This is a genomic window from Amnibacterium sp. (genome assembly GCF_036559085.1).
Classification (GTDB): domain Bacteria; phylum Actinomycetota; class Actinomycetes; order Actinomycetales; family Microbacteriaceae; genus Amnibacterium.
Genome location: NZ_DATBTU010000044.1, coordinates 1 through 22,488, shown reverse-complemented (window position 1 = coordinate 22,488; position 22,488 = coordinate 1). Strand labels below are relative to the sequence as shown.

Here is a 22,488-nt window from a genome sequence, read left to right as displayed (position 1 = left end):
CCTCGGTCAGCCCTCGGCGGCCGTTGCGGCGACGACGAGCGGGGTGCGCCGGGTGCGCCGAGCGACCACGACGGACTCCCCGACGAGCAGGAGCAGAGCGATCCAGACGAGCACGAACCCCGCCAGCCGGGCGGGCGGCATGGCCTCGTGGAGCACGGCCACGCCGATGATCAGCTGCAGGATCGGCGCGAGGTACTGCAGGAATCCGGCCACCGTCAGGGGCAGCCGCTTGGCCGCCGCCGCGAACAGCAGCAGAGGGACGGCGGTGCCGACGCCGGCGGACACCATCATCAGGGTGGGGAACGCCCCCGCCGTCCCGAAGGCCAGGCCCGGGCCGAAGGCGAGCAGCAGCAGCTGGATCGCGGCGACCGGGGACAGCCACAGGGTCTCGAGCGTGAGGCCGGACACGACGTCGGCCTTGTCTCCGACCCGCTTCTTCACAAGGCCGTACAGCCCGAAGGAGAAGGCGAGCGCAAGCGAGATCCACGGCAGCGATCCGGCCTGGATGCCGAGCACGACGACGGCGAGCGCGCTGACGCCGACGGCGACCCACTGCCAGGTGCGCAGCCGCTCGTGCAGCACGAGCACGCCGAGCAGCACCGTGACGATCGGGTTGATGAAGTAGCCGAGCGCGGCGTCGACGACCCGGCCGCTCACCGTGGCGAGCACGTAGACGGTCCAGTTGACGTAGATCAGCGCCCCGCCGAGGGCGAAGGTGAAGGTGGTGCGCCGGTCGCGGAGCACCTGGCGGAAGAGGCCCCAGCCGCGCGTGACGGTGAGCAGCAGCGCGCAGAAGACGAGCGAGAAGAGGATCCGCCATCCGACGATCTCGAACGCGCCGGCGGGCGCCATAGCCAGGAAGTACACCGGCATCGCGCCCCAGAGCAGGTAGGCGCTGAGCCCGAAGGCCATCCCGCTCCGCGCACGGTCGGGACGGGGCTGGTCGCTCACTGCAGGGAGGCTACCGTCCGCGCCTGCGCGCGACCGCCGGGCGACGCGCGTCGCGCATCGGTCGGCGGGATCCCGGCGACCTGCGGCGGGAACGCGACGGGGCCGGCATCCCGATCATCGGGATGCCGGCCCCGTCGTCGAACGGATCGAGCGGCGTCAGTGCGTGACGACGGCGAGCACGTCGCGGGCCGACAGCACGAGGTACTCCTCGCCGCCGACCTTGACCTCGGTCCCGCCGTACTTCGAGTAGAGCACCCGGTCACCGACGGCGACGTCGAGCGGCACACGGTTGCCGTTGTCGTCGATGCGGCCGGGGCCGACGGCCACGACCTCGCCCTCCTGGGGCTTCTCCTTGGCGGTGTCGGGGATGACCAGGCCCGACGCGGTCGTCTGCTCGGCCTCGACCTGGCTGATCACGATGCGATCCTCGAGCGGCTTGATGGAGACCGGCACGGTCCACCTCTTCTTTCTTGGCGATCGGACGTTCTGTTGGCACTGGGGATGCCTGAGTGCCAACACGGGAGTCTAGGGGGCTGCCTGGCACTCCTGCAATGCGAGTGCCAACGGCGCCGCGGCGCCCGCGGGAGACCGGCATGCCGTCTACGGTGATGGCGTGGAGCAGCACGAACTCGAGCAGCTGCTCACGCCCCGCGTCCTGGCCGCCGTGGACGCCGAGCCCGCGCTCGTCGGCACGGCCGACGTGGTGGCGCGGTCGACGGCGCTGCGCCGAGCGGGCTACACCCCCGACGAGACCGCGGCGATCCTCACCCAGGCGAAGCTGCGCCGGAAGGCCGTCGCGAAGTTCGGGGACTTCGCCTCCCGCATGCTGTTCACCCGCGCGGGGCTCGAGCAGGCGACCCGGCTCGACGTCGCCGCGCACCACGCGGCACGCTTCCGCGGCCTCGGCATCACCAGGATGGCCGACCTCGGCTGCGGGATCGGCGGGGATGCGCTCGCCTTCGCCGCCGTCGACCTCGAGGTGCTCGCGGTCGAGCGGGACCCGGTGACCGCGGCGATCGCGGCCTACAACCTCGCCGCCTTCCCCGATGTCGACGTCCGGCAGGGCGACGCGGAGGAGGCGGACCTCACGGGCGTCGGGGCCGTCTGGCTCGATCCGGCGCGCCGCACGGCCGGGCACAGCGACACCCGCCGCGTGGGCCCCGCCGACTACTCCCCCTCGCTCGAGTTCGCCGCAGGCCTCGCCGAACGCCTGCCGGTCGGCCTGAAGCTGTCGCCGGCGCACGACCGGGAGGCGATCCCGGCGCACGCGGAGGCGCAGTGGGTCTCGAGCGGCGGCGACGTCGTGGAGACGGCGCTGTGGTTCGGGGACCTGCGCCGCGGCGACGTCCGCCGCTCCGCGCTCGTGGTGACCGACCGCGGCTCCGCCGAGCTGACCGCTGCCGCCGACAGTCCCGACGAGCCGGTCGGCCCGCTCGGCGGCTACCTGCACGAGCCCGACGGCGCGGTGATCCGTGCCCGCCTGCTCGGCGACCTCGCCCGGTCGACCGGCACGCATCCGGTCGGACCGGCGATCGCCTACCTCACCGGCGACCTGCCCCTGTCGACGCCGTTCGTGACGTCGTTCGAGATCCAGGCGGTGCTGCCGTTCGACCGGCTCGGTATCCGGCGGGAGCTGAAGGCGCGGCGCATCGGGCGGCTCGAGATCAAGAAGCGGGGCGTCGACCTCGATCCGTCGACGTTCCGCACCTTCCTCGGGCTGTCCGGTGACGGCGAGGCGACGCTCGTCGTCACCCGGACGGCGGAGCGCCGGGTGGCGCTGGTCTGCCGCCGGCTGACGGCCTGACCTGAAGTCAGTAGGCCCCGGACGCGGCCCCGTGCGCGATCAGCGCGAAGAGCGCGATGGCCCAGATGATCCCGAGCAGGATCCCGAGGTAGCCGAGCACGAGCGCCCAGATGGCGAGGGCGCGGCCCCGCTCCCCCGTCCGCTTGATCTGCGACAGCGCGATGTGGCCGCAGATCACGGCGCCCAGGGACACCACGAACGCGAGGACGAACGCGACGATGGAGAGGGTGTTGAACCGCTGCTGCATCGGCTGCCCGTACTGCGTGGGCACGGGCTGGTAGGACGAGCTCATGGGGAGCCTCTCTCGTACGGTCGGTCGGGGCGCGGCGAGGCCGCGACGAGGAAGCTCCGGGTCAGGCGTTCGCGTTGACGACGCCGGCGATCACCGCGAGGCCGATCCAGATGATGATCGCGAGGCCGACGGCCACGAAGCCGGTGATGATGCCGGTCAGCCACATGCCCTTGGCCTGCGGCTCCTTGCTGCGGCCGAGGAAGCCGAGCACGATCGCGGCGGCGCCCGGCAGCACGCCGCTGCCGAAGAGGAACAGCGAGAGGACCACGCCGAGGATGCCGAAGATCAGCGACAGGATGCTGAGGACCGGCGACTTGCCCGCGACTGGAGCCGGCGAGTACGGCGTGGACGGGGGCGGGGTGGGTTCGTAGTCGCTCATGGGAATCCCTTCGCCGGCGATCAGGAACTCCGGCAGCGCAATGCTGGCAGCGGCAGGCGACGGGTGTCAACGAGGCGGGTCGACCCGTTGCGAAACGGTTCAGTCGACCTGGACCCGGTCGACCGGGAGCGTCGAGTCCACGCCGAAGGCGAGGCCGCTCGGGCCGTGACCGGCGGCGATGCGCATCGCGGCGAGGCCGGCGATCATCGCGCCGTTGTCCGTGCAGAGCTCCAGCGGCGGGATCCGTACGGTCACCCCGGCCGCCTCGGCCCGCGCGAGCGCGACCTCGCGCAGCCGGCGGTTCGCGACGACACCTCCGCCGAGCAGCAGCCGTGGCACACCCGTCTGCGCGCACGCGTCGAGCGCCTTGGTGACGAGCACGTCGACGACCGCCTCGCGGAAGCCGGCCGCGACGTCGGCCAGAGGCAGCGACTCCCCCTGGGCCGTCGCGTGCTCCACGGTGCGGGCGACCGCGGTCTTCAGCCCGCTGAAGGAGAAGTCGAAGCGGTGCGCCGCGAGGTCCTTCGGCTTGGTGAGGCCGCGCGGGAACCGGATCGCCTCCGGGTCCCCGCCGACGGCCGCCGCGTCGATCCGGGGGCCGCCCGGATAGGCGAGCCCGAGCAGCCGCGCGGTCTTGTCGAAGGCCTCGCCCGCGGCGTCGTCGAGCGTCTCGCCGAGCAGCTCGACGTCGCCGACGGGATCGCGGACGAGCAGGAGCGAGGTGTGGCCGCCCGAGACGAGCAGCGCCACGACGGGCAGCTCCACCGGGCGCGGATCCGCCCCGCGGGCATGCAGGAGGTCGGCGGCGACGTGACCGACGAGGTGGTTCATCCCGTAGAGCGGCTTGCCCGCGGACACGGCGAGCGCCTTCGCGGCCCCGACGCCGACCATCAGCGCCCCGGCCAAGCCGGGCCCGGCGGTCACGGCGACCGCGTCGAGGTCGGCGATGCGCACATCCGCGATCGCGAGCGCCTCGCGGAGCGCGGGCGTCATCGCCTCGAGGTGGGCCCGGGCCGCGATCTCCGGCACGACGCCGCCGTACCGTGCCTGCTCCTCCATCGAGGAGGCGATCACGTTGGCGAGCACCTCGCGGCCACGCACGATGCCGATGCCGGTCTCGTCGCACGAGGTCTCGATCCCGAGCACCAGGGGGGCCGCGGTCATCGCACGCCCACCGGCAGCTCGAGCCGCATGACCACGGCGTCCACGTCGTCGGGCTGGTAGTAGTGCGGGCGGCGGCCGACCGCCTCGAAGCCGGCGGAGACGTACAGCGCGGTCGCGACCGGGTTGTCCGCGCGCACCTCGAGGAAGACACGGTGGGCACCGCGCTCGGCGGCGGCCTCGACCAACCGGGTCAGCAGCGCCCGGCCGGTCCCCCGTCCGCGTGCGGGTCCGGCCACGGCGATCGTGAGCACGTCCGCGTCGCCCGCACCCGGAGGCGCGAGCACGGCGGCGTAGCCGACGACGGTCTCCCCGTCGACCGCGACGACGGCGACGGCGTCCGGGTCGGCGAGGGTCGAGCGCATCATCGCGGCGCTCCACGCGTCGGTCGGGAAGCCGGCCGTCTCGATCGCCATGATCGGATCGAGGTCGCCGACCACTACCGGACGGAGGGCGATCACGAGGCGACCCGCTTCGGCGCGCTGAGGGTCACGTCGGGGCTGCGCAGGTAGCGCGCCGTGGGCGCCTCCGGCTCCATCCCGGCGGTGCGGCGGAGGGCCGCGATGCGGCCGATCAGCGCCGCGTCGACGAGGCCGGATGCCCGTGGGAGGTCCGGCAGCGCATCCGCTGACCCGACCTGCGGCTCGCCGTCCCGCTGCGGCAGCCCGGCCGCGTCGAGCTCGCGGTACACCGTCGAGTACACCTCGCGGCGCTTCGCGTCGGCCACCACGAGCAGGGGCAGCGCCGCCCCGTCCTGAACGGCGGCGACGGCGATCGCGTCGTGGCTCAGCACGGGCAGCTCGGGCACGCCGAGCACGAGCGCCGCCGTGCGGGCGGCGGCCATCCCGACCCGGAGGCCGGTGAACGGGCCGGGACCGACGCCGTACGCGACGGCGGTCACCTCGGCGGCATGCGCGGCGAGCACGGCATCGAGCAGCGGCCCGATCGCCTCCGCGTGGCCGCGCGGGTCGTCCGAGCGCTCCACGGCGACGACCTCCCCGCGCTCGTCGACGAGGGCCGCTCCGGTCGCCCCGGAGGTGTCGACGGCGAGGATCACCCCTTCAGCCTAGAAGCGGTGGCGCGTCCGCCCAGCGCGGGCCGCTGCGCCGCAGCTCGACCGTGCGGGGCTCGATCGGGGCGTCGTCATCCTGCGCCGCCGCGGAGCGGGGCCGGGACAGCACCACCTCGAGCAGCGAGTCGCTCACCCCGTCGAGCAGGCCCTCGCCCCACTCGACGACGACGACCGCGTGCTCGTAGTCGAGGTCGAGGTCGTCGAGCTCCGCCGCGGAGCCCAGCCGGTACGCGTCGACGTGCACGAGCGGAGGGCCGCCGACGAGGGACGGATGGGTGCGGGCCAGCACGAACGTCGGGCTGGTGATGGGCCCCCGCACGCCGAGCGCCTCGCCCAGCCCGGCGGTGAGTGTGGTCTTGCCGGCGCCGAGCGGGCCGGTGAGCACGACGAGGTCGCCCGCGGTCAGGACCGCGCCGAGCACGCGGCCGAGCTCGTGCATCGCGGCCGGGTCCTCGATGCGGGTCCGCTCGATCCGCTCGGTCCCGGAGGCTCCGCTCACTCGGGCCGCCGTGCGACGCGCGGGCCGATCCGGGTCACGATCTCGTAGCCGATGGTGTCCGCCCAGCGCGCCCAGTCCGCCGCGGACGGCGCGCCCGTCGCCGGATCGCCGAACACGACGACCGGGTCGCCGACTGCGACCCCGTCGCCGACCTCGACGACGAACTGGTCCATGGCGATCCGGCCGCGGACGGGTGCTCGACGGCCGCCGACCAGCACCTCGGCCCGGTTCGACGCCGCGCGCGGGATCCCGTCCGCGTAGCCGACCGGCACGAGCGCGAGCGTCGTCGGCGCCGGTGCGCGCCAGGTGGAGCCGTAGGAGACGCCCGCACCGGCCGGCACCGCCCGCACGGCCGCGACGCGCGACTCGAGGGTCATGACCGGCGTGAGGCCGAGACGGGCGTGATCGCCGTCATCGTACGGCGAGAGCCCGTACAGGCCGATGCCGATGCGGACCATCGTGAAGGCCGACTGCTCCCGGCCGATGGCCGCCGCTGTGCTCGCGAGGTGGCGCAGCCGGGGCTCGATACCGGCGTCACGGAGGCGGCGCACCGCGTCCGCGAAGCGGGACTCCGCAGCCGCGTCCTCATCGTCGGAGGTGTTGGCGAGGTGGGAGAGGATGCCGCGGACCCGGATGCGCCCCTCCCGCTCGAGGTCCGCCGCCCGCCGGAAGGCGGAGTCCCAGTCCTCGGGCGCGAGGCCGTTGCGGCTGAGCCCGGTCTCGACCTTCAGCTGCACCGCCGCGCCGGGCGCCGTCGCGGCGATCCGCTCGAGCTGCGCTGCGGTGGAGACGCCGAGGTCGACGTCCGCGGCGGCCGCGGGGCCGAAGTCGGCGTCCTCGTCGAGCAGCCAGGCGAGCACGGGCGCGGCCACACCGGCCCGGCGCAGGGCGAGGGCCTCGGCCGGGTCCGCGACGCCGAGCCACGTCGCACCGCCCTCGAGCGCAGCGCGCGCGACCGTCACCATGCCGTGCCCGTAGCCGTCGGCCTTCACGACCGCCATGAGCTCCGGCGTGCCGGCGAGGCTACGCAGCAGCCGCACGTTGGCCCGCACAGCCGCCGTGTCGATCCGCGCGACGCGATCGGGCGCGCCCTCCGCCGTCACGCGCTCTCCAGCACGACGAACGCGGAGGCGATCCCGGCGTCGTGGCTCATCGAGAGGTGCGTCGCCGTGACGCCCATGGCCGCCAGCCGGGCCGCGACCGCGCCGGTGACCCGCAGGGTGGGCCGCCGATCCTCGTCGCTCGTCACGACCATGTCGTGCCAGACGAAGCCCGTGGAGTCGCCCGACGCCTTGATGAGTGCCTCCTTGGCCGCGAACCGCGCGGCCAAGGAGCTGAGGGGCAGTCCTCGTTCGCTGACCGCGAACAGGCGGTCGCGCAGCGGGGGTGTGCGGTCCAGGGAACGCCCGAATCGGGCGATGTCCACCACGTCCACGCCGATGCCGAGGATCACGCAGACCTCACTCCACGGTGACGGACTTCGCGAGGTTCCGCGGCTGGTCCACATCGAGCCCCTTCGCCGCGGCGAGCTCCATCGCGAAGATCTGCAGCGGCGCGACCGCGAGCAGCGGCTCGAACATCGGGGCTGCCAGCGGGATCCGCAGCACCTCGTCGGCGTGCGGCAGCACCGCCACGTCACCGGCCTCCGCGATCGCGAGCACGTGCGCACCGCGAGCGCGGATCTCCTGGATGTTGGAGACGACCTTCGGATGCAGACTCGTCGAGTCCCGGGGGCTCGGCACGACCACGAAGACGCGCTGGCCGGGCTCGATGAGGGCGATGGGGCCGTGCTTCAGCTCACCGGCGGCGAACCCCTCGGCGTGGATGTAGGCGAGCTCCTTGAGCTTCAGCGCCCCCTCGAGCGCGACCGGGTAGCCGACATGGCGACCGAGGAAGAGCACGCTGCGGGTGTCCGACATGCTCCTGGCGAGCTCCCGGATCTCCGGCCCGGTCTGCAGCACCGTGCGCAGCTTGGCGGGCAGTGCACGCAGCTCGTCGGTGAGCCCGCGGATCTCGTCGTCGGTGAGGGCACCGCGCACCCGCGCGAGGTGCAGGCCGAGCAGGTACAGCGCGACGACCTGCGCCGTGAAGGCCTTCGTGCTCGCGACCGCGACCTCGGGGCCCGCGCGCGTGTAGAGCACCGCATCGGACTCACGGGCGATGGTGGCGCCCTGGGTGTTGCAGATCGACAGGGTACGGGCGCCGCGCTCACTGGCGTACTTCACCGCCATGAGCGTGTCCATCGTCTCGCCGGACTGGCTGATCGAGACGACGAGGGTCGACGCGTCGAGCACGGGATCGCGGTAGCGGAACTCGTGGGCGAGCTCCACCTCCACGGGCACCTTCGCCCACTTCTCGATCGCGTACTTGCCGAGCAGCCCGGAGTAGGCGGCGGTGCCCGCCCCGAGCACGACGATCCGCGTGACGGCCGACAGCACGTCGGCCGGGAAGCCCTCCGCGATCTCGTCGAGCACCACGACACCGTCGACCACGCGCTCGAGCAACGTCTGCTCGATGGCCTCCGGCTCCTCGCTGATCTCCTTGGCCATGAAGCTCGACCAGCCGCCCTTGTCGGCTGCGGACGCGTCCCACGCGACCTCGTAGGGCTCGCCCTCGACCGGCCGGCCGGCGAAGTCGGTGAGCTCGATGCCGCCCGCGCGGATCGCGACGATCTGGTCCTGGCCGATGGCGAGCGCGCGGCGGGTGTACTGCACGAACGCGGCGACGTCGGAGCCGAGGAACTGCTCGCCGTCGCCGAGCCCCACGACGAGCGGCGAGTTGCGGCGGGCGCCGACGACGAGGCCCGGCTCGTCGGCGTGCACGGCGAGCAGCGTGAACGCGCCGTGCAGGCGTCCGACGACGGCGCGGAAGGCGGAGACGAGGTCCCCCGTCGCCGCGTACTCGCGGCCGACGAGCTTGGCGGCGACCTCGGTGTCGGTCTCGCTGGCGAAGGTGTGTCCCTCCGCGAGCAGCTCGTCACGGAGCACCGCGTAGTTCTCGATGATGCCGTTGTGGATGAGCGCGAGGCGCCCGTCGTCACCGAGGTGCGGGTGCGCGTTGACGTCGGTCGGGCCGCCGTGCGTCGCCCATCGGGTGTGGCCGATGCCCGTGCCGCCCTCCGGCAGAGGCTCGGCGACGAGGTCCGCCTCGAGCACCCCGAGCTTGCCTGCGCGCTTGTGCGTCGCGAGGCGCCCGTCGTCGGCGATGACGGCGACGCCCGCCGAGTCGTATCCGCGGTACTCCAGCCGCCTCAGGCCGCCCATGAGGACCTCGATCGCGTCCCGTCCACCCACGTACCCGACGATTCCGCACACGACGCGTCAGTCTACGGGCCGGTCACCGCGCATCCTTCGGCAAGTAGCATCGGGGACCGTGTCCGACCGGTCCGCGGCGGGTCCTGCGCACGGACTCAGCCCCTACATCGAGATCGACCGCGACACCTGGGCGGCGCTCGCGCCGGGCACGCCGCAGCCACTCACGGACGTCGAGCTCACGCGCCTGCGCGGGCTCGGCGAGCCGCTCGACTCCCGCGAGGTGTCCGAGGTCTACCTGCCGCTCAGCCGGCTGCTGAACCTCTACGCGACGGGCGCGCGGCAGCTGCACGAGCGCACGCGCGGGTTCCTGCACTCCCGCACCGACTCGACCCCGTTCGTGATCGGCGTCGCCGGATCGGTGGCGGTCGGCAAGTCGACGGTGGCGCGGCTCCTCCGCGAGCTGCTCGCCCGCTGGGACGACACCCCCAAGGTCGAGCTCGTCCCGACCGACGGATTCCTGCTGCCGAACGCCGAGCTCGAGCGCCGTGGCCTGCTCGCCAGGAAGGGCTTCCCCGAGTCGTACGACCGGCGGGCGCTGCTGCGCTTCGTGACCGCGGTGAAGAGCGGGGCCGCCGAGGTGCGGGCGCCGTTCTACTCGCACGAGGCCTACGACATCGTCCCGGACGCCGAGGTGGTGGTGCACCGTCCCGACGTGCTCATCGTCGAGGGGCTGAACGTGCTCCAGCCCCCGATGCGCAACGGTCTCGCGGTGAGCGACCTGTTCGACTTCAGCGTCTACGTCGACGCCCGCACCAGCGACATCGAGGAGTGGTACATCGAGCGCTTCCGGCGGCTGCAGGCCGGCGCGTTCTCGTCGCCGCGCTCGTACTTCCACCGGTACGCATCGCTCGGGCCCGAGGAGGCGAGGAGGACCGCAGCCGCGATCTGGCGCGAGATCAACGAGCCGAACCTGCGCGAGAACGTGCTGCCCACCCGCTCCCGGGCGACGCTCGTGCTGCGGAAGGCGTCCGACCACGCGGTGCGCAGCGTCCTGCTGCGGAAGATCTAGGCCCGGGCGCGCCGCCCACTCGCCAGTGTCATCAGCCCGCCCAGGGCGGCGCTGACGAGCAGCACGGCGCCGAGCAGCCAGACGGCCAGCGCCACGAGGAACAGCCAGTTCGTCAGCCCGACCCGGACGGGCACGACGACGCCGCTGTAACCACTCACGCCGACCGCGGAGCCGAGCGTGGTGACCGCGGATGTCGCGAGCGCCCCGACGACGAGGGCGACGAACCCGATGAGGGCGGTCCACCAGCGCGACCCGAGCCGCATGCGCAGGGCGCCGTTCAGCAGCAGCCCGAGGACGAGCACCCCGAGGACGAACAGCAGCGACGCGATCACCGGCGCCGGCGTGCGGTCGAGCACGACCCAGGACACGACGATGCGGGGCAGCAGGAGCACGATGCCGATGGCCGCGACGATCCGCGTGCCGCGGCGGAGCGCCTGCGCCTCGGCAGCGGTCACGGCGTGGCGGTCTGGAGGGCGAGGCGCTCGCGCACGACCTCGACGAGCCGCGCGGCGATCGCGTCGGCGGTCTCGTGGTCGGCGGCCTCCACCATCACGCGCACGACGGGCTCGGTGCCGGAGGGCCGCAGCAGCACGCGTCCGGTGTCGCCGAGCTCGGCCTCGGCCGCCGCGACCGCGTCGATGACGCCCTGATCGGAGTGCACCCGGCCGCGGTCGACGTCCCTGACGCCGACGAGCACCTGTGGGTGGACCGTCACGATGGAGGCGAGCTCCGCCAGGGGACGGCCGGTGTGCGCGACCTCGGCGAGCAGGTGCAGCCCGGTCAGCAGACCGTCGCCGGTCGTGGCGTGGTCGGCCATGATCACGTGACCGGACTGCTCGCCGCCGAGGGACAGGTTCCGCTCCCCCAGCGCCTCGAGCACGTAGCGGTCGCCGACCTTCGTCTGCAACACCTGGATGCCCCGCTCCCGCATCGCGTGGTGCAGGCCGAGGTTGCTCATCACGGTGGCGACGAGCGTGTTCTGGCGCAGGGCGCCGCGCTCGTGCATCGCCGTGGCGAGGATGGCCATGATCTGGTCGCCGTCGACGACCGCGCCGGTCGCGTCGACCGCGAGGCAGCGGTCGGCGTCGCCGTCGTGCGCGATGCCCGCATCCGCGCCGTGCTCGAGCACCGCGGCGGCGAGCGGCGCGAGGTGAGTGGACCCGACCCCGTCGTTGATGTTCAGGCCGTCCGGATCGTTGCCGATCACGATCACCTCGGCACCGGCGAGCGAGAAGACCTCCGGCGAGACGCCCGCGGCCGCGCCGTTCGCGCAGTCGAGCACGACCTTCAGCCCGTCGAGGCGATGCGGCAGCGTCTCGATGAGGTGGACCACGTACCGGTCCTCGGCATCCGCGAACCGGCGGATGCGCCCGACACCCGCGCCGGTCGGTGCGAGCGCCGGGCGCTGCATCGCCTGCTCGATCCGGTCCTCGACCTCGTCGGGCAGCTTCGTGCCACCGGAGGCGAAGATCTTGATCCCGTTGTCGGGCGCCGGGTTGTGCGACGCGGAGATCATCACGCCGAAGTCGGCGCCGATGTCCGCGACGAGGAACGCGGCGGCCGGAGTCGGGATGACACCGGCGTCGTACACATCGACGCCCGATCCCGCGAGGCCCGCGGAGACCGCTGCCGCGATGAACTCGCCCGAGATCCGCGGGTCACGGGCGACCACGGCGAGGGGCCGCCTGCCGGCCGCGCGCGGACCGTCGCCCAGCACGTGTGCGGCCGCCTGCGCGAGCGACAGCGCGAGCTCGGGAGTGACCTCCCGGTTGGCGAGACCGCGGACGCCGTCGGTACCGAAGAGTCGGGCCATATCTGGGGAGCCGGCTTCGCCGGACGTCAGCGCTTCGAGAACTGCGGCGCCTTGCGGGCCTTCTTGAGACCGGCCTTCTTGCGCTCCTTGACGCGCGCGTCGCGCGACAGGAAGCCGGCCTTCTTCAGGCCGGGCCGGTTGTTCTCGAGGTCGATCTCGTTCAGCGCACGCGCGATGCCGAGGCGGAGCGCGCCGGCCTGACCCGAGGGGCCGCCGCCGGAGATCTTCGCGATCACGTCGTAGGCGCCGGTCAGCTCGAGCACCGTGAACGGGTCGTTGATGAGCTGCTGGTGGAGCTTGTTCGGGAAGTAGTCCGCGAACTCGCGGCCGTTGACCGTGATCGTGCCGCTGCCCGGGATGAGGCGCACGCGGGCGATGGCCTGCTTGCGGCGGCCCACGGCCGCGCCGGGGACGGTCAGCGGCGGCCGGGAGACGGCGGCCTCGGCGGGCGCGGCGCTCTCGGTGCTGAACGAGGTGGGGGTGTCGATGGAGTCTGCGATGCGTGCCATGTTCGTGTGCTTCTTCCGGGCCCTACTGGGCGACCTGGTTCAGGGTGTACGGCGTGGGCTGCTGCGCGGCATGCGGGTGCTCGGGACCCACGTACACCTTCAGCTTCTTGATCTGGGCGCGGCCGAGCGAGTTCTTCGGCAGCATGCCCCGAACCGCCTTCTCGACGGCGCGGGTCGGGTGCTTCTCGAGCAGCTCGGCGTAGCCGACGGCGGTGAGGCCGCCCGGGTAGCCGGAGTGCCGGTAGGCGAGCTTCTGCTCGCGCTTCGACCCGGTGAGCGCGACCTTGTCGGCGTTCACGATGATGACGAAGTCACCGGAGTCGAGGTGCGGGGCGAAGGTCGCCTTGTGCTTGCCGCGCAGGAGGGCGGCGGTGTGGCTGGCGAGGCGGCCGAGCACGACGTCGGTCGCGTCGATGACGACCCAGTCGTGCTGGATCTCGGCAGCCTTGGGGCTGTAGGTGCGCGTCACGATGCTCACGCTTTCTGTCTCGAGGTGGTCGTGGATCCCGCTCCGGTGCTCGTTCATCGGTCTGATCGACCGGAACGAGCGGATGGAGGGCTCGAAGAGGCGCGCGGGCTTGCCCGCACGAACGCTCAAGCCTACCCCATCGAGGGCCGGCCGACGGACACGCGGCGGGCCCTCGCCCGTTCGGCCTGCGCGGCGAGCTCCGCGCCCTGCGGATAGGCGACCTCGACGAGCGTGAGCCCGTGGGCCGGCGCGGTCGCGAACTCGCCCGTGCGGCCGTCCGCGGCGAGCAGCTGCCCCATCCGCTCGGGCGGCAGCCGTGCCGTCCCGACGGCGAGCGAGGCCCCGACCAGCGAGCGCACCATCCCGTGGCAGAACGCGTCGGCCCGCACATCCGCGACGAGCACCCCTGCCGCGTCGCGCTCCCACGAGAAGGACTGCAGCGTGCGGATGGTCGTGGCGCCGGCGCGCGGTCGGCAGTACGCCGCGAAGTCGTGCAGCCCGGCCATCGGTTCGGCGGCGGCCTTCAGCAGCTCGAGCTCGAGCGCGCGCGGATGCCAGAGCGTGCGGATGCGCTGCAGCGGATCCCTGGCGGCGACCGTGTCGGCGATCCGGTAGCGGTAGCGGCGGTGGACGGCGCTGAAGCGCGCGTCGAAGCCGTCGGGCGCGATCGCGGCGTCGCGCACGACCACGTCGCCCTCCGCGGCGAGCATGCCGGTCAGCCGCTCCGCGATCCGGCCCACGTCCTCGACGCCGTGGTTGCGGCGGACGAGCGCCGCCACCTGCGACTCGGTGAGATCGACATGGGCCACCTGCCCTGTCGCGTGCACGCCGGCGTCGGTGCGCCCGGCGACGACGAGGCGGGGCACGGGGCCGGGGGCACGGCCGGCGGCGACGGCGAGCGCCGCCTCGAGCACCCCCTGGACGGTGCGGAGGCCGCCGGCCTGCCGGGCCCAACCGGCGAAGGCGGTGCCGTCGTAGGCGAGGTCGAGCCGGACCCGCAGGAGCCGCTCGTCCGCGCTCACGAGGGCAGCCCGTGGATCACGGCCTCGAGCGCCCGCTCGAAGCCGACGGAGGCGTACAGGCGATCGGCGCCCGTCGGGCTGTCCGCGTCGACCTCGAGCGTGACGACCGGCCGGCCCGCAGCCGCGGATGCGGCCACGACCTCGGTGAGCAGCGCGCGTGCGATGCCCTCCCCCCGCCGCTCGGGATCCGTGCCGACGAGCGCGACGTAGCTCTCGTCCGTGACGTCCTCCGGCTCCCACGTCACCACGAACCCGGCCACCCGCTCGTCGGCGGTGAGCGCGAGGCGGGAGAGGTCACGGCGCAGCCACGAGCCGAGGTGGTGCTGCGCCCAGGCTTCCGGATCTTCCGGGCTCGACCGCCAGTGATCGGCGAAGGCGAGGTTCTTGGCGACGCGCAACGGCTCGTCGAAGCGGGTCTCGAAGGGGGCGCTCCGCAGGTCCGCCGGCAGCGGCGCCGGCCGGATGGCGCCGGGCGACCGGCGGAGATGGAGGAAGGTGCGCTCGGGCCGGAAGCCCGCGTGCGCGAGGAGCGCGGCGGTGCGAACCGCTACCGAGGGCTGCCGGACGCCCATCGGGAGTGCCGGACCCGCCCCGACGGCACGGGCCTGCGCAACCTGCCAGGCCAGCAGGCGACGGCCGATGCCCAGTCCGTGCACCGCGGGCAGCACGCCGCCGGGCAGCCGCACGGCGGCCGCGCCCGGCACCACGAATCCGAAGGCGACCGGCTCACCGTCCCGCATCGCCAGCGCGGTACGCCCCGGGGACCCCGCCGCCTGGACGCTGCGGTCGAGCTCGCTGCGGCCGACCGGGAACCCCGGCGTCTCGTCCTCCGCGATGCGGCGGGCGATCGCGTGCACCGCGTCCACCGACCCGGCGTCGATCCGACGCCAGGTCACGCCGGCGGGGCCGTCGGGCAGCGCGACGACCGGGGACGCGTCGCCGTCGGTCTCCTGCATCCGCCCATCCTGCCCGCACGAAGGGCCCGTGCCCGAAGACCGCAGGCGGGATGCGGCCGGTGCGCGGCAGGATGGGACCGTGCCCACCCAGCGCCTGCCCGTCGAACTGCCCGTCGAACCGATGCTCGCCAAGGCGGTCCCCACCGTGCCGACCGAGGCTCCCGACGGCGGCGAGCTGCTCTACGAGCCGAAGTGGGACGGGTTCCGCGGCATCGTCGCGTTCGACGGCGAGACGGTCGAGATCGGCAGCCGCGGCGGCAAGCCGCTCACGCGCTACTTCCCCGAGCTCACCGCCGCGCTCGCGGCGGCGCTACCGGGCCCGTGCCTGCTGGACGGCGAGGTGGTCGTGCCGACCGCCGGCACGAGCGGGCAGCGCCTCGACTGGGACGCGCTCACCCAGCGCATCCATCCCGCGCAGTCCCGCATCACGAAGCTCGCGGCCGAGACGCCCGCCTCGTTCGTCGCGTTCGACCTGCTCGCCACTGCCGAGCGCTCGCTGCTCGACGAGCCGTTCGGCGCCCGCCGCGCGGCGCTCGAGGCGTTCCTCGCCGACGCGCAGGCGCCCCTCTTCCTCACCCGCACCACCGACGACCCGGTGCGCGCGGAGGCATGGCTGGCGGAGTTCGAGGGCGCCGGCCTCGACGGCGTGGTGGCCAAGCCCGTCGATGAGCCCTACCGGCCGGGCAAGCGGACCATGCTGAAGGTGAAGCACCATCGCACCGCGGACGTCATCGCAACCGGCTACCGCATCCACGCGAGCGGCCACGGCGTCGGCTCGCTGCTCGTGTCGCTCTACACCGCGGATGGACGCCTGGCGCAGGTCGGCGGCGTGAGCGCGTTCACGCAGGCGACGCGGGACCGGCTCATCGAGGAGCTCGCCGACGTCGTCGAGCGAGACGAGCACGGCGACGCCGTCACCGGCGAGGGCGAGCGGAGCCGCTTCTCGTCCGGGCGCGACACCTCGTTCGTGGTGCTGCGGCCCGAGCGGGTGCTCGAGGTGCGCTACGACCAGATGGAGGGCGACCGGTTCCGGCACACGGTCCAGTTCGAGCGGTGGCGCCCCGACCGGGACGCGCGGTCCTGCACCTACGAGCAGCTCGAGATCCCGCACGACTACGACCTGGCCGAGGTCCTCGCCTAACGCCTCCCGCTCACCGCACCGAGCACTCGAGCAGGCCCGTAGCGCTCATCAGCCGGCGTCGTCGGCCCAGTTGTCGGCGTTCTTGCGGCTCGGCTGCACGCGGGGCGGCTCCCCCGGCATCTTCGGGTAGTCGGGCGGGAACGGCATCTCGCCGAGCCCGGCCTCGAGGTCGCGCTCCCACCAGCCGAGCAGCGTCTCGATCCCCGCGGCGGATGCGGACATCCCGGCCCATGGATCACCCACCTCGGCGAGGCGATCCGGCACGGTGAGCATCGTGAAGGCGCGCGGGTCGACCCCCGCCTCGAGCTCCTCCCACGACACGGGCGTGGAGACGGTCGCGTCCGGCAGCGCCCGAGGGCTGTAGGCGCCGGCGATGGTGCGGTCGCGGGCGGCCTGGTTGAAGTCGAGGAGGATCCGCTCGCCGCGCAGCTCCTTCCACCACGCGGTCGTCACGGTCTCCGGGGTCCGCCGCTCGAGCTCCCGCGCGGCGGCGATCACGGCATGACGCACGTCGAGGAACTCGTGATCGGGGGTGATCGGCGCGTAGAGATGCAGCCCCCGGTTGCCGGAGGTCTTCACGAAGGCGGTGAGCCCGGCCTCGGCGAGCACCTCGCGCATCCCGAACGCGGCGACGCGCGCCTCGGCGAAGCCCGTCCCGGGCTGCGGGTCGAGATCGATGCGCAGCTGGTCGGGGTTGTCGGTGTTCTCCGCCCGCGACGGCCACGCGTGGAAGACCAGGGTGTTCATCTGCCCCGCCCACACGGCGGCGGCGGGCTCGTCGATCACGAGCATCGGATGCGCCCGGGCGCTCGGGAACGTCACGACCACGGAGCGGATCCACTCGGGCGCGCCCTTCGGTGGGTTCTTCGAGAAGAAGAAGTCCCCGTCGACGTCGCCGCCGAATCGCTGCAGCGCGACCGCGCGATCGCCGTTCGCCTCGACGAACGGGCCTCCTACGGCCGCGAGGTAGGTGGCGAGGCCGAGCTTCGTGATCCCGACCTTCGGCCACAGCACGCGCGACGGGCTCGAGATGCGGATCTCCCGCGCGCCGTTCGGTCCGTCGACCTCGATCGTCGTCGATTCACTTGCCATGGGCCGAGCGTAGACCGGCCACCTGATCAGGGGAATCGTCGCGGGAGAAACACGAGGGGCCTGCCACGGATCGCGTGGCAGGCCCCTCGATACGGCGGTGTCAGGAGGCGGGGGTCGTCCCGGTCTCGCTGTCGCCGGTCTTCTCCGCTGCGTCGGCCTCGACCTCGGCGGCGGCCGGGGTCTCGGTCTCGGGCTCGACCGGGGCCGACTCCTCGACGGTGTCGGTGGTCTCCACCGGCACGTCGGCGGGCGAGGACTCGTCCGCGGCGGGCGTGGTCGCCTCGGGCTCGACGGCGGTGGGCGCAGCGGGCGCAGCCGGAGCCGCGGTCGCCGCGCTGGAGCGGCCGGAGCGCTTCGGCGTGACGGGCTCGAGGACGAGCTCGATCACGGCCATCGGCGCGTTGTCGCCCTTGCGGAAGCCGGTCTTCGTGATGCGGGTGTAGCCGCCCTGGCGGTCGGCCACGAGGGGCGCGATCTCCGTGAACAGCTGGTGCACGACGGTCTTGTCACCGATCGTGCGCATCACGCGACGGCGGGCGTGCAGGTCACCGCGCTTCGCGAAGGTGACGAGCCGCTCGGCGAGCGGACGGACCCGCTTCGCCTTCGCCTCGGTCGTGGTGATGGACCGGTGCTCGAACAGCTGCGAGGCCAGGTTGCCGAGCAGCAGGCGCTCGTGGGCCGGGCCGCCGCCGAGCCGGGGACCCTTGGTGGGCTTCGGCATGATCAGGCCTCCTCGTCGTCGTAGGCGGAGTAGAAGTGCGCTCCGTCGAATCCGGGCACGGCGTCCTTCAGCGAGAGGCCCAGCTCGACGAGCTTGTCCTTCACCTCGTCGACCGACTTCTGCCCGAAGTTGCGGATGTTCATGAGCTGCGTCTCGGACAGGGCCACGAGCTCGCTCACGGTGTTGATGCCCTCGCGCTTCAGGCAGTTGTAGGAGCGCACGGACAGGTCGAGGTCCTCGATCGGCATCGACAGCTCGGAGGAGATGGCGGCGTCGATCGGGGCGGGCCCGATCTCGATGCCCTCGGCCGCGCTGTTGAGCTCGCGGGCGAGGCCGAACAGCTCGGTCAGGGTGCGGCCGGCGGACGCGATCGCGTCGCGCGGCGTGATCGCCGGCTTCGTCTCGACGTCGACCACGAGGCGGTCGAAGTCGGTGCGCTCACCGGCACGCGTCGCCTCGACGCGGTAGGTGACCTTCAGCACGGGCGAGTAGATCGAGTCGATCGGGATCTGGCCGGCCTCGCTGAACTCGCTGCGGTTCTGCGTCGCGGAGACGTAGCCGCGGCCGCGCTCGACGGTCAGCTCCAGGTCGAACCGCGCCTTGTCGTTCAGCGTCGCGATGAGCAGGTCCGGGTTGTGGATCTCGACGCCCGCAGGAGCGGAGATGTCGGCGGCCGTGACGGGGCCCTCGCTCTGCTTGCGCAGGTAGGCGGTGATCGGCTCGTCGTGCTCGGACGAGACGACGAGACCCTTGATGTTCAGGATGATCTCGGTGACGTCCTCCTTGACACCGGGGATCGTCGTGAACTCGTGCTGCACGCCCTCGATGCGGATGGAGGTGACCGCGGCACCCGGGATGCTCGAGAGCAGGGTGCGGCGGAGGGAGTTGCCGAGCGTGTAGCCGAAGCCCGGCTCGAGCGGCTCGATGATGAACCGCGAGCGGAACTCGGAGATCGGCTCCTCGGTGAGGGTGGGGCGCTGTGCGATGAGCACTGGTTGGTTTCCTTTCGTGTCCGCTATATGACACAGAGGGTGTCCGAGCGCAGCGGCGCCCGGGAGGGATCAGCGCGAGGGCTGAAGTGGGTGGGGACGAGCCCGGCGCTCAGTCGCGATCAGCCGGCGGCCGGGGCCCGGTGCGGGTCTCGGAGCCGGCGTCGCGGCGCAGGCCCCGAAGGACCTGCGCCCGAGCGCGAGCCGTCAGACGCGGCGTCGCTTCGGCGGACGGACGCCGTTGTGCGCCTGCGGCGTCACGTCGTTGATCGAGCCGACCTCGAGGCCTGCGGCCTGGAGGGAGCGGATCGCGGTCTCGCGTCCCGAGCCGGGGCCCTTGACGAAGACGTCGACCTTCTTCATGCCGTGCTCCTGCGCCTGACGCGCAGCCGACTCGGCCGCGAGCTGCGCGGCGAACGGGGTCGACTTGCGGGAGCCCTTGAAGCCCACTCCGCCGGACGACGCCCAGCTGATCACGGCACCGGTGGTGTCGGTGATCGAGACGATCGTGTTGTTGAACGTCGACTTGATGTGCGCCTGGCCCATCGCGATGTTCTTCTTCTCCTTGCGGCGCGGCTTACGCGCGGCGCCCGCCTTCGGTGCTGCCATGTCTGTTCGCTTCTCCTACGAGTCTCGTCGGGCGGAGGCCGGGGCCTACTTGCGCCCGGCCTTCTTCTTGCCGGCCACGGTGCGCTTCGGGCCCTTGCGCGTGCGGGCGTTCGTCTTGGTGCGCTGGCCGTGCACGGGGAGACCGCGACGGTGGCGGAGGCCCTGGTACGAACCGATCTCGACCTTGCGGCGGATGTCGGCGGCGACCTCGCGGCGGAGGTCGCCCTCCACCTTGTAGGTGCCCTCGATGTGGTCGCGGAGGAGGACCAGCTGGTCGTCCGTCAGGTCACGCACGCGCGTGTCCGGGTTGATCCCGGTCGCGGCGAGCGTCTCGTGCGCGCGGGTACGCCCGACGCCGTAGATGTAGGTGAGTGCGATCTCCACCCGCTTCTCGCGGGGGATGTCGACGCCGGCGAGACGTGCCATGCGTCAGCTCCTTTACAGGACTGCGGAGGATGGAGCAGCGCCGGTGCCCGGGCCTCCGACCCGAGGTGTCCCCCGCGTGATGCGGGTTCTGACGCTGCCGTTCTTGTGGTGCTGCTCCCCGGCCGGAACCAGGGAGGTCGTGCTGTCGTGCTCGTCGGACCGGGTGTCGAGCGGCCGCCCCGGTGGGCGGCCCTTCGGCCCTGCGGCCCCGGACGCTCTCGCGCCCGCGGGGCTCAGCCCTGACGCTGCTTGTGGCGGACGTTCTCGCAGATCACCATCACGCGACCGTGGCGACGGATCACCTTGCACTTGTCGCAGATCGGCTTGACCGACGGGTTGACCTTCATGATTTCCTCTTCTCGCTGTCCTCGTACCGGCCCGAGGGCCGGCCGTTACTTCGCAGCAGCGTTCGCTGTGCTCCGCGAGCAGTCGTTGGACGCTTGTCGTCCGTTGAGCTACTTGTACCGGTAGACGATCCGGCCGCGGGTCAAGTCGTACGGACTCAACTCGACGATCACGCGGTCCTCCGGGAGGATGCGGATGTAGTGCTGCCGCATCTTGCCCGAGATGTGGGCGAGCACCTTGTGCCCGTTGCTCAGCTCCACTCGGAACATCGCGTTGGGCAGCGCTTCGACCACCGCGCCCTCGATCTCGATGACACCGTCTTTCTTGGCCATGGCCTCACTTCGTCTCACGCTGCGGGAACAGCGTGCTGCTGATCATGCGGGGGTGGATTGTCGCCCTGTCGGGCAGAGATCGTCGGTGGCTGCGCATCATGGGACGCACGGCCGAAGACGCCGACGGACAATCCTAGACCACAACACGGGAGGGTGCGAAACACTTCCCATGCGGGCCCTTGCGCTGCTGACGCGGGAGGGTCACTCCGCGCCGATGACGGCGCCGTCGAGCGCGTCGAAGATCCGCTGGGTGACGTCCTCCATCGAGCCCTTGGCATCGACCGACACGAGGATGCCCCGCTCGGCGTAGACCTCCACGAGCGGATGCGTCTGCTCCTGGTACACGGCGAGCCGGTGCCGGATCACGTCCTCGGTGTCGTCGCTGCGGCCCTGGTCGGCCGCCCGCTTCAGCAGCCGGCGCACGACCTCCTCGGGCTCGACGACCATCTGCACCACGACGTCGAGCTCGTTGCCGAGCTCGGTGAGGCACCTGTCGAGCGTGTGCACCTGCGGCAGCGTGCGCGGGAACCCGTCGAGCAGGAACCCGGACGCGACGTCGTCCTCCGCGAGGCGCTCGAGCACCATCGCGTTGGTCAGCTCGTCGGGCACGTAGGCGCCGCGATCCAGGTACTCCTTGACCTGCAGGCCCAGCTTCGTCTTCTGCGCGACGTTCGCGCGGAAGATGTCGCCGGTCGAGATCGTCTGGATCTGGTAGGCCTCGGCCACCCGTTCCGCCTGCGTGCCCTTGCCGGCCCCGGGTGGGCCGATCAGCAGCATCCGCATCAGCGGAGCAGACCTTCGTAGTGCCGCTGCTGCAGCTGGGAGTCGATCTGCTTCACCGTCTCGAGGCCGACGCCGACGATGATCAGGATCGACGCGCCGCCGAACGGGAAGTTCGAGTTGGCGCCGATGAGCACGAAGGCGACGAGCGGCACGAGCGCGATGAGGCCCAGGTAGATCGAGCCGGGCAGCGTGACACGGGTCAGCACGTAGTCGAGGTACTCCGCTGTCGGCCGGCCCGCCCGGATGCCCGGGATGAAGCCGCCGTACTTCTTCATGTTGTCCGCGACCTCCTCCGGGTTGAAGGTGATCGCGACGTAGAAGTAGGTGAACCCGACGATGAGCAGGAAGTACAGCAGCATGTAGAGCGGATGGTCGCCCGTGGTCAGGTAGTTCTGGATCCACGTCACCCACCCGGGCGGCACCTGGCCGTTCGCGGGCTGGTTGAACTGGGCGATCAGCGCCGGCAGGTACAGCAGGCTCGAGGCGAAGATCACGGGCACGACGCCCGCCATGTTCACCTTGATGGGGATGTAGGTGTTGTTGCCGCCGTATGTGCGGCGGCCGACCATCCGCTTGGCGTACTCGACCGGGATCCGCCGCTGGGACTGCTCGACGTACACGACCGCGCCGACCACGACCACGCCGATCGCGACGACCAGGATCGCGACCTCCGGGCTCTGCGCCTGACCGATCGCGATGATCGACTGCGGGAAGCGGGCCGCGATCGAGGTGAAGATCAGCAGCGACATGCCGTTGCCGACGCCGCGCTCGGTGATGAGCTCGCCCATCCACATGATGAG

29 protein-coding genes are annotated in these 22,488 nt (G+C 72.5%); 3 read left to right on the top strand and 26 right to left on the bottom strand.

Annotated elements, in window-relative coordinates; genetic code table 11:
• Nucleotides 1-6: 6 nt before the first annotated feature.
• Complete coding sequence (gene rarD, locus VIG76_RS07805) at nucleotides 7-912, bottom strand: EamA family transporter RarD (protein ID WP_414640622.1); 906 nt, start codon at nucleotides 910-912, stop codon at nucleotides 7-9.
• 195 nt (nucleotides 913-1,107) lie between these two features.
• Nucleotides 1,108-1,404: a co-chaperone GroES gene (gene groES, locus VIG76_RS07800; RefSeq protein WP_331952827.1), complete on the bottom strand. Its 297-nt coding sequence runs from the start codon at nucleotides 1,402-1,404 to the stop codon at nucleotides 1,108-1,110.
• Nucleotides 1,405-1,564: 160 nt separating this feature from the next.
• Between groES and VIG76_RS07795 the strand changes: the two genes are divergently transcribed.
• A complete protein-coding gene (locus VIG76_RS07795) occupies nucleotides 1,565-2,755 on the top strand; it encodes a class I SAM-dependent methyltransferase (RefSeq protein WP_331952825.1) in 1,191 nt (396 codons plus the stop codon).
• A 7-nt stretch (nucleotides 2,756-2,762) separates the two neighbouring features.
• Here VIG76_RS07795 and VIG76_RS07790 read toward each other — a convergent pair whose 3' ends face one another.
• The 9 genes from VIG76_RS07790 to glmS all read right to left on the bottom strand — a co-directional run bounded on the left by VIG76_RS07790 (nucleotide 2,763) and on the right by glmS (nucleotide 9,472).
• A complete protein-coding gene (locus tag VIG76_RS07790; RefSeq protein WP_331952823.1) occupies nucleotides 2,763-3,047 on the bottom strand; it encodes a DUF4190 domain-containing protein in 285 nt (94 codons plus the stop codon).
• A gap of 61 nt (nucleotides 3,048-3,108) precedes the next feature.
• On the bottom strand, nucleotides 3,109-3,426 hold the full coding sequence (locus VIG76_RS07785) for a hypothetical protein (protein WP_331952821.1): 318 nt from the start codon (nucleotides 3,424-3,426) through the stop codon (nucleotides 3,109-3,111).
• A gap of 99 nt (nucleotides 3,427-3,525) precedes the next feature.
• Nucleotides 3,526-4,590: a tRNA (adenosine(37)-N6)-threonylcarbamoyltransferase complex transferase subunit TsaD gene (tsaD, locus tag VIG76_RS07780; RefSeq protein ID WP_331952819.1), complete on the bottom strand. Its 1,065-nt coding sequence runs from the start codon at nucleotides 4,588-4,590 to the stop codon at nucleotides 3,526-3,528.
• Nucleotides 4,587-5,048 (bottom strand): ribosomal protein S18-alanine N-acetyltransferase, encoded by a 462-nt coding sequence (rimI, locus tag VIG76_RS07775; RefSeq protein WP_331952817.1) that lies wholly within the window; start codon nucleotides 5,046-5,048, stop codon nucleotides 4,587-4,589. The genes tsaD and rimI overlap by 4 nt, the downstream gene beginning before the upstream one ends.
• Nucleotides 5,045-5,644, bottom strand: coding sequence for a tRNA (adenosine(37)-N6)-threonylcarbamoyltransferase complex dimerization subunit type 1 TsaB (gene tsaB / locus VIG76_RS07770; RefSeq protein ID WP_331952815.1), 600 nt, complete (start codon nucleotides 5,642-5,644; stop codon nucleotides 5,045-5,047). Before tsaB ends, rimI begins: the two co-directional genes overlap by 4 nt.
• Before the next feature lie 4 nt (nucleotides 5,645-5,648).
• A complete protein-coding gene (tsaE, locus tag VIG76_RS07765; RefSeq protein ID WP_331952995.1) occupies nucleotides 5,649-6,098 on the bottom strand; it encodes a tRNA (adenosine(37)-N6)-threonylcarbamoyltransferase complex ATPase subunit type 1 TsaE in 450 nt (149 codons plus the stop codon).
• Between the two features lie 56 nt (nucleotides 6,099-6,154).
• Entirely contained in the window at nucleotides 6,155-7,261 is a 1,107-nt protein-coding gene (gene alr, locus VIG76_RS07760; protein ID WP_331952813.1) for an alanine racemase, read from the bottom strand.
• Nucleotides 7,258-7,611: a holo-ACP synthase gene (locus VIG76_RS07755; RefSeq protein ID WP_331952811.1), complete on the bottom strand. Its 354-nt coding sequence runs from the start codon at nucleotides 7,609-7,611 to the stop codon at nucleotides 7,258-7,260. The genes alr and VIG76_RS07755 overlap by 4 nt, the downstream gene beginning before the upstream one ends.
• A gap of 7 nt (nucleotides 7,612-7,618) precedes the next feature.
• Entirely contained in the window at nucleotides 7,619-9,472 is a 1,854-nt protein-coding gene (glmS, locus tag VIG76_RS07750; protein ID WP_331952809.1) for a glutamine--fructose-6-phosphate transaminase (isomerizing), read from the bottom strand.
• 58 nt (nucleotides 9,473-9,530) lie between these two features.
• Between glmS and coaA the strand changes: the two genes are divergently transcribed.
• Nucleotides 9,531-10,481: a type I pantothenate kinase gene (gene coaA / locus VIG76_RS07745; protein WP_331952806.1), complete on the top strand. Its 951-nt coding sequence runs from the start codon at nucleotides 9,531-9,533 to the stop codon at nucleotides 10,479-10,481.
• Here coaA and VIG76_RS07740 read toward each other — a convergent pair.
• The 6 genes from VIG76_RS07740 to VIG76_RS07715 form a co-directional block, all read right to left on the bottom strand.
• Entirely contained in the window at nucleotides 10,478-10,936 is a 459-nt protein-coding gene (locus VIG76_RS07740; protein WP_331952804.1) for a hypothetical protein, read from the bottom strand. The two genes, coaA and VIG76_RS07740, sit on opposite strands and share 4 nt — an antisense overlap.
• Entirely contained in the window at nucleotides 10,933-12,294 is a 1,362-nt protein-coding gene (gene glmM, locus VIG76_RS07735; protein ID WP_331952802.1) for a phosphoglucosamine mutase, read from the bottom strand. Before glmM ends, VIG76_RS07740 begins: the two co-directional genes overlap by 4 nt.
• 26 nt (nucleotides 12,295-12,320) lie before the next feature.
• Nucleotides 12,321-12,803 carry a 30S ribosomal protein S9 gene (gene rpsI / locus VIG76_RS07730; protein ID WP_331952800.1) on the bottom strand — a complete coding sequence of 161 codons (483 nt, stop codon included), beginning with the start codon at nucleotides 12,801-12,803 and terminating at the stop codon, nucleotides 12,321-12,323.
• Nucleotides 12,804-12,825: 22 nt separating this feature from the next.
• The gene (gene rplM / locus VIG76_RS07725) at nucleotides 12,826-13,272 is read right to left on the bottom strand and encodes a 50S ribosomal protein L13 (RefSeq protein WP_331952992.1); all 447 of its coding nucleotides are present in this window, start codon (nucleotides 13,270-13,272) and stop codon (nucleotides 12,826-12,828) included.
• 131 nt (nucleotides 13,273-13,403) lie between these two features.
• Nucleotides 13,404-14,294 carry a tRNA pseudouridine synthase A gene (locus VIG76_RS07720; protein WP_331952798.1) on the bottom strand — a complete coding sequence of 297 codons (891 nt, stop codon included), beginning with the start codon at nucleotides 14,292-14,294 and terminating at the stop codon, nucleotides 13,404-13,406.
• Nucleotides 14,291-15,250: a GNAT family N-acetyltransferase gene (locus tag VIG76_RS07715; RefSeq protein ID WP_331952796.1), complete on the bottom strand. Its 960-nt coding sequence runs from the start codon at nucleotides 15,248-15,250 to the stop codon at nucleotides 14,291-14,293. Before VIG76_RS07715 ends, VIG76_RS07720 begins: the two co-directional genes overlap by 4 nt.
• Nucleotides 15,251-15,329: 79 nt before the next feature.
• Between VIG76_RS07715 and VIG76_RS07710 the strand changes: the two genes are divergently transcribed.
• A complete protein-coding gene (locus tag VIG76_RS07710; RefSeq protein ID WP_473964780.1) occupies nucleotides 15,330-16,391 on the top strand; it encodes an ATP-dependent DNA ligase in 1,062 nt (353 codons plus the stop codon).
• A 48-nt stretch (nucleotides 16,392-16,439) separates the two neighbouring features.
• Here VIG76_RS07710 and VIG76_RS07705 read toward each other — a convergent pair whose 3' ends face one another.
• From VIG76_RS07705 to secY, 9 genes are all read right to left on the bottom strand, one after another.
• Nucleotides 16,440-17,483, bottom strand: a complete 1,044-nt coding sequence (locus VIG76_RS07705; protein WP_331952794.1) for a DNA polymerase domain-containing protein — start codon at nucleotides 17,481-17,483, stop codon at nucleotides 16,440-16,442.
• A 100-nt stretch (nucleotides 17,484-17,583) separates the two neighbouring features.
• Complete coding sequence (gene rplQ / locus VIG76_RS07700) at nucleotides 17,584-18,204, bottom strand: 50S ribosomal protein L17 (RefSeq protein WP_331952792.1); 621 nt, start codon at nucleotides 18,202-18,204, stop codon at nucleotides 17,584-17,586.
• Between the two features lie 2 nt (nucleotides 18,205-18,206).
• Nucleotides 18,207-19,196, bottom strand: coding sequence for a DNA-directed RNA polymerase subunit alpha (locus VIG76_RS07695; RefSeq protein ID WP_331952790.1), 990 nt, complete (start codon nucleotides 19,194-19,196; stop codon nucleotides 18,207-18,209).
• Between the two features lie 204 nt (nucleotides 19,197-19,400).
• On the bottom strand, nucleotides 19,401-19,802 hold the full coding sequence (gene rpsK, locus VIG76_RS07690) for a 30S ribosomal protein S11 (RefSeq protein ID WP_331952788.1): 402 nt from the start codon (nucleotides 19,800-19,802) through the stop codon (nucleotides 19,401-19,403).
• 45 nt (nucleotides 19,803-19,847) lie between these two features.
• Entirely contained in the window at nucleotides 19,848-20,228 is a 381-nt protein-coding gene (gene rpsM, locus VIG76_RS07685) for a 30S ribosomal protein S13 (protein ID WP_331952786.1), read from the bottom strand.
• 233 nt (nucleotides 20,229-20,461) lie between these two features.
• Nucleotides 20,462-20,575, bottom strand: a complete 114-nt coding sequence (gene rpmJ, locus VIG76_RS07680) for a 50S ribosomal protein L36 (protein WP_279713138.1) — start codon at nucleotides 20,573-20,575, stop codon at nucleotides 20,462-20,464.
• Nucleotides 20,576-20,683: 108 nt separating this feature from the next.
• Nucleotides 20,684-20,905: a translation initiation factor IF-1 gene (gene infA / locus VIG76_RS07675; RefSeq protein WP_055965022.1), complete on the bottom strand. Its 222-nt coding sequence runs from the start codon at nucleotides 20,903-20,905 to the stop codon at nucleotides 20,684-20,686.
• A 201-nt stretch (nucleotides 20,906-21,106) separates the two neighbouring features.
• Nucleotides 21,107-21,688 carry an adenylate kinase gene (locus tag VIG76_RS07670; protein WP_331952769.1) on the bottom strand — a complete coding sequence of 194 codons (582 nt, stop codon included), beginning with the start codon at nucleotides 21,686-21,688 and terminating at the stop codon, nucleotides 21,107-21,109.
• A partial coding sequence (secY, locus tag VIG76_RS07665; protein ID WP_331952767.1) for a preprotein translocase subunit SecY occupies nucleotides 21,688-22,488 on the bottom strand: 801 nt, incomplete at its 5' end. The genes secY and VIG76_RS07670, both read right to left, overlap by 1 nt.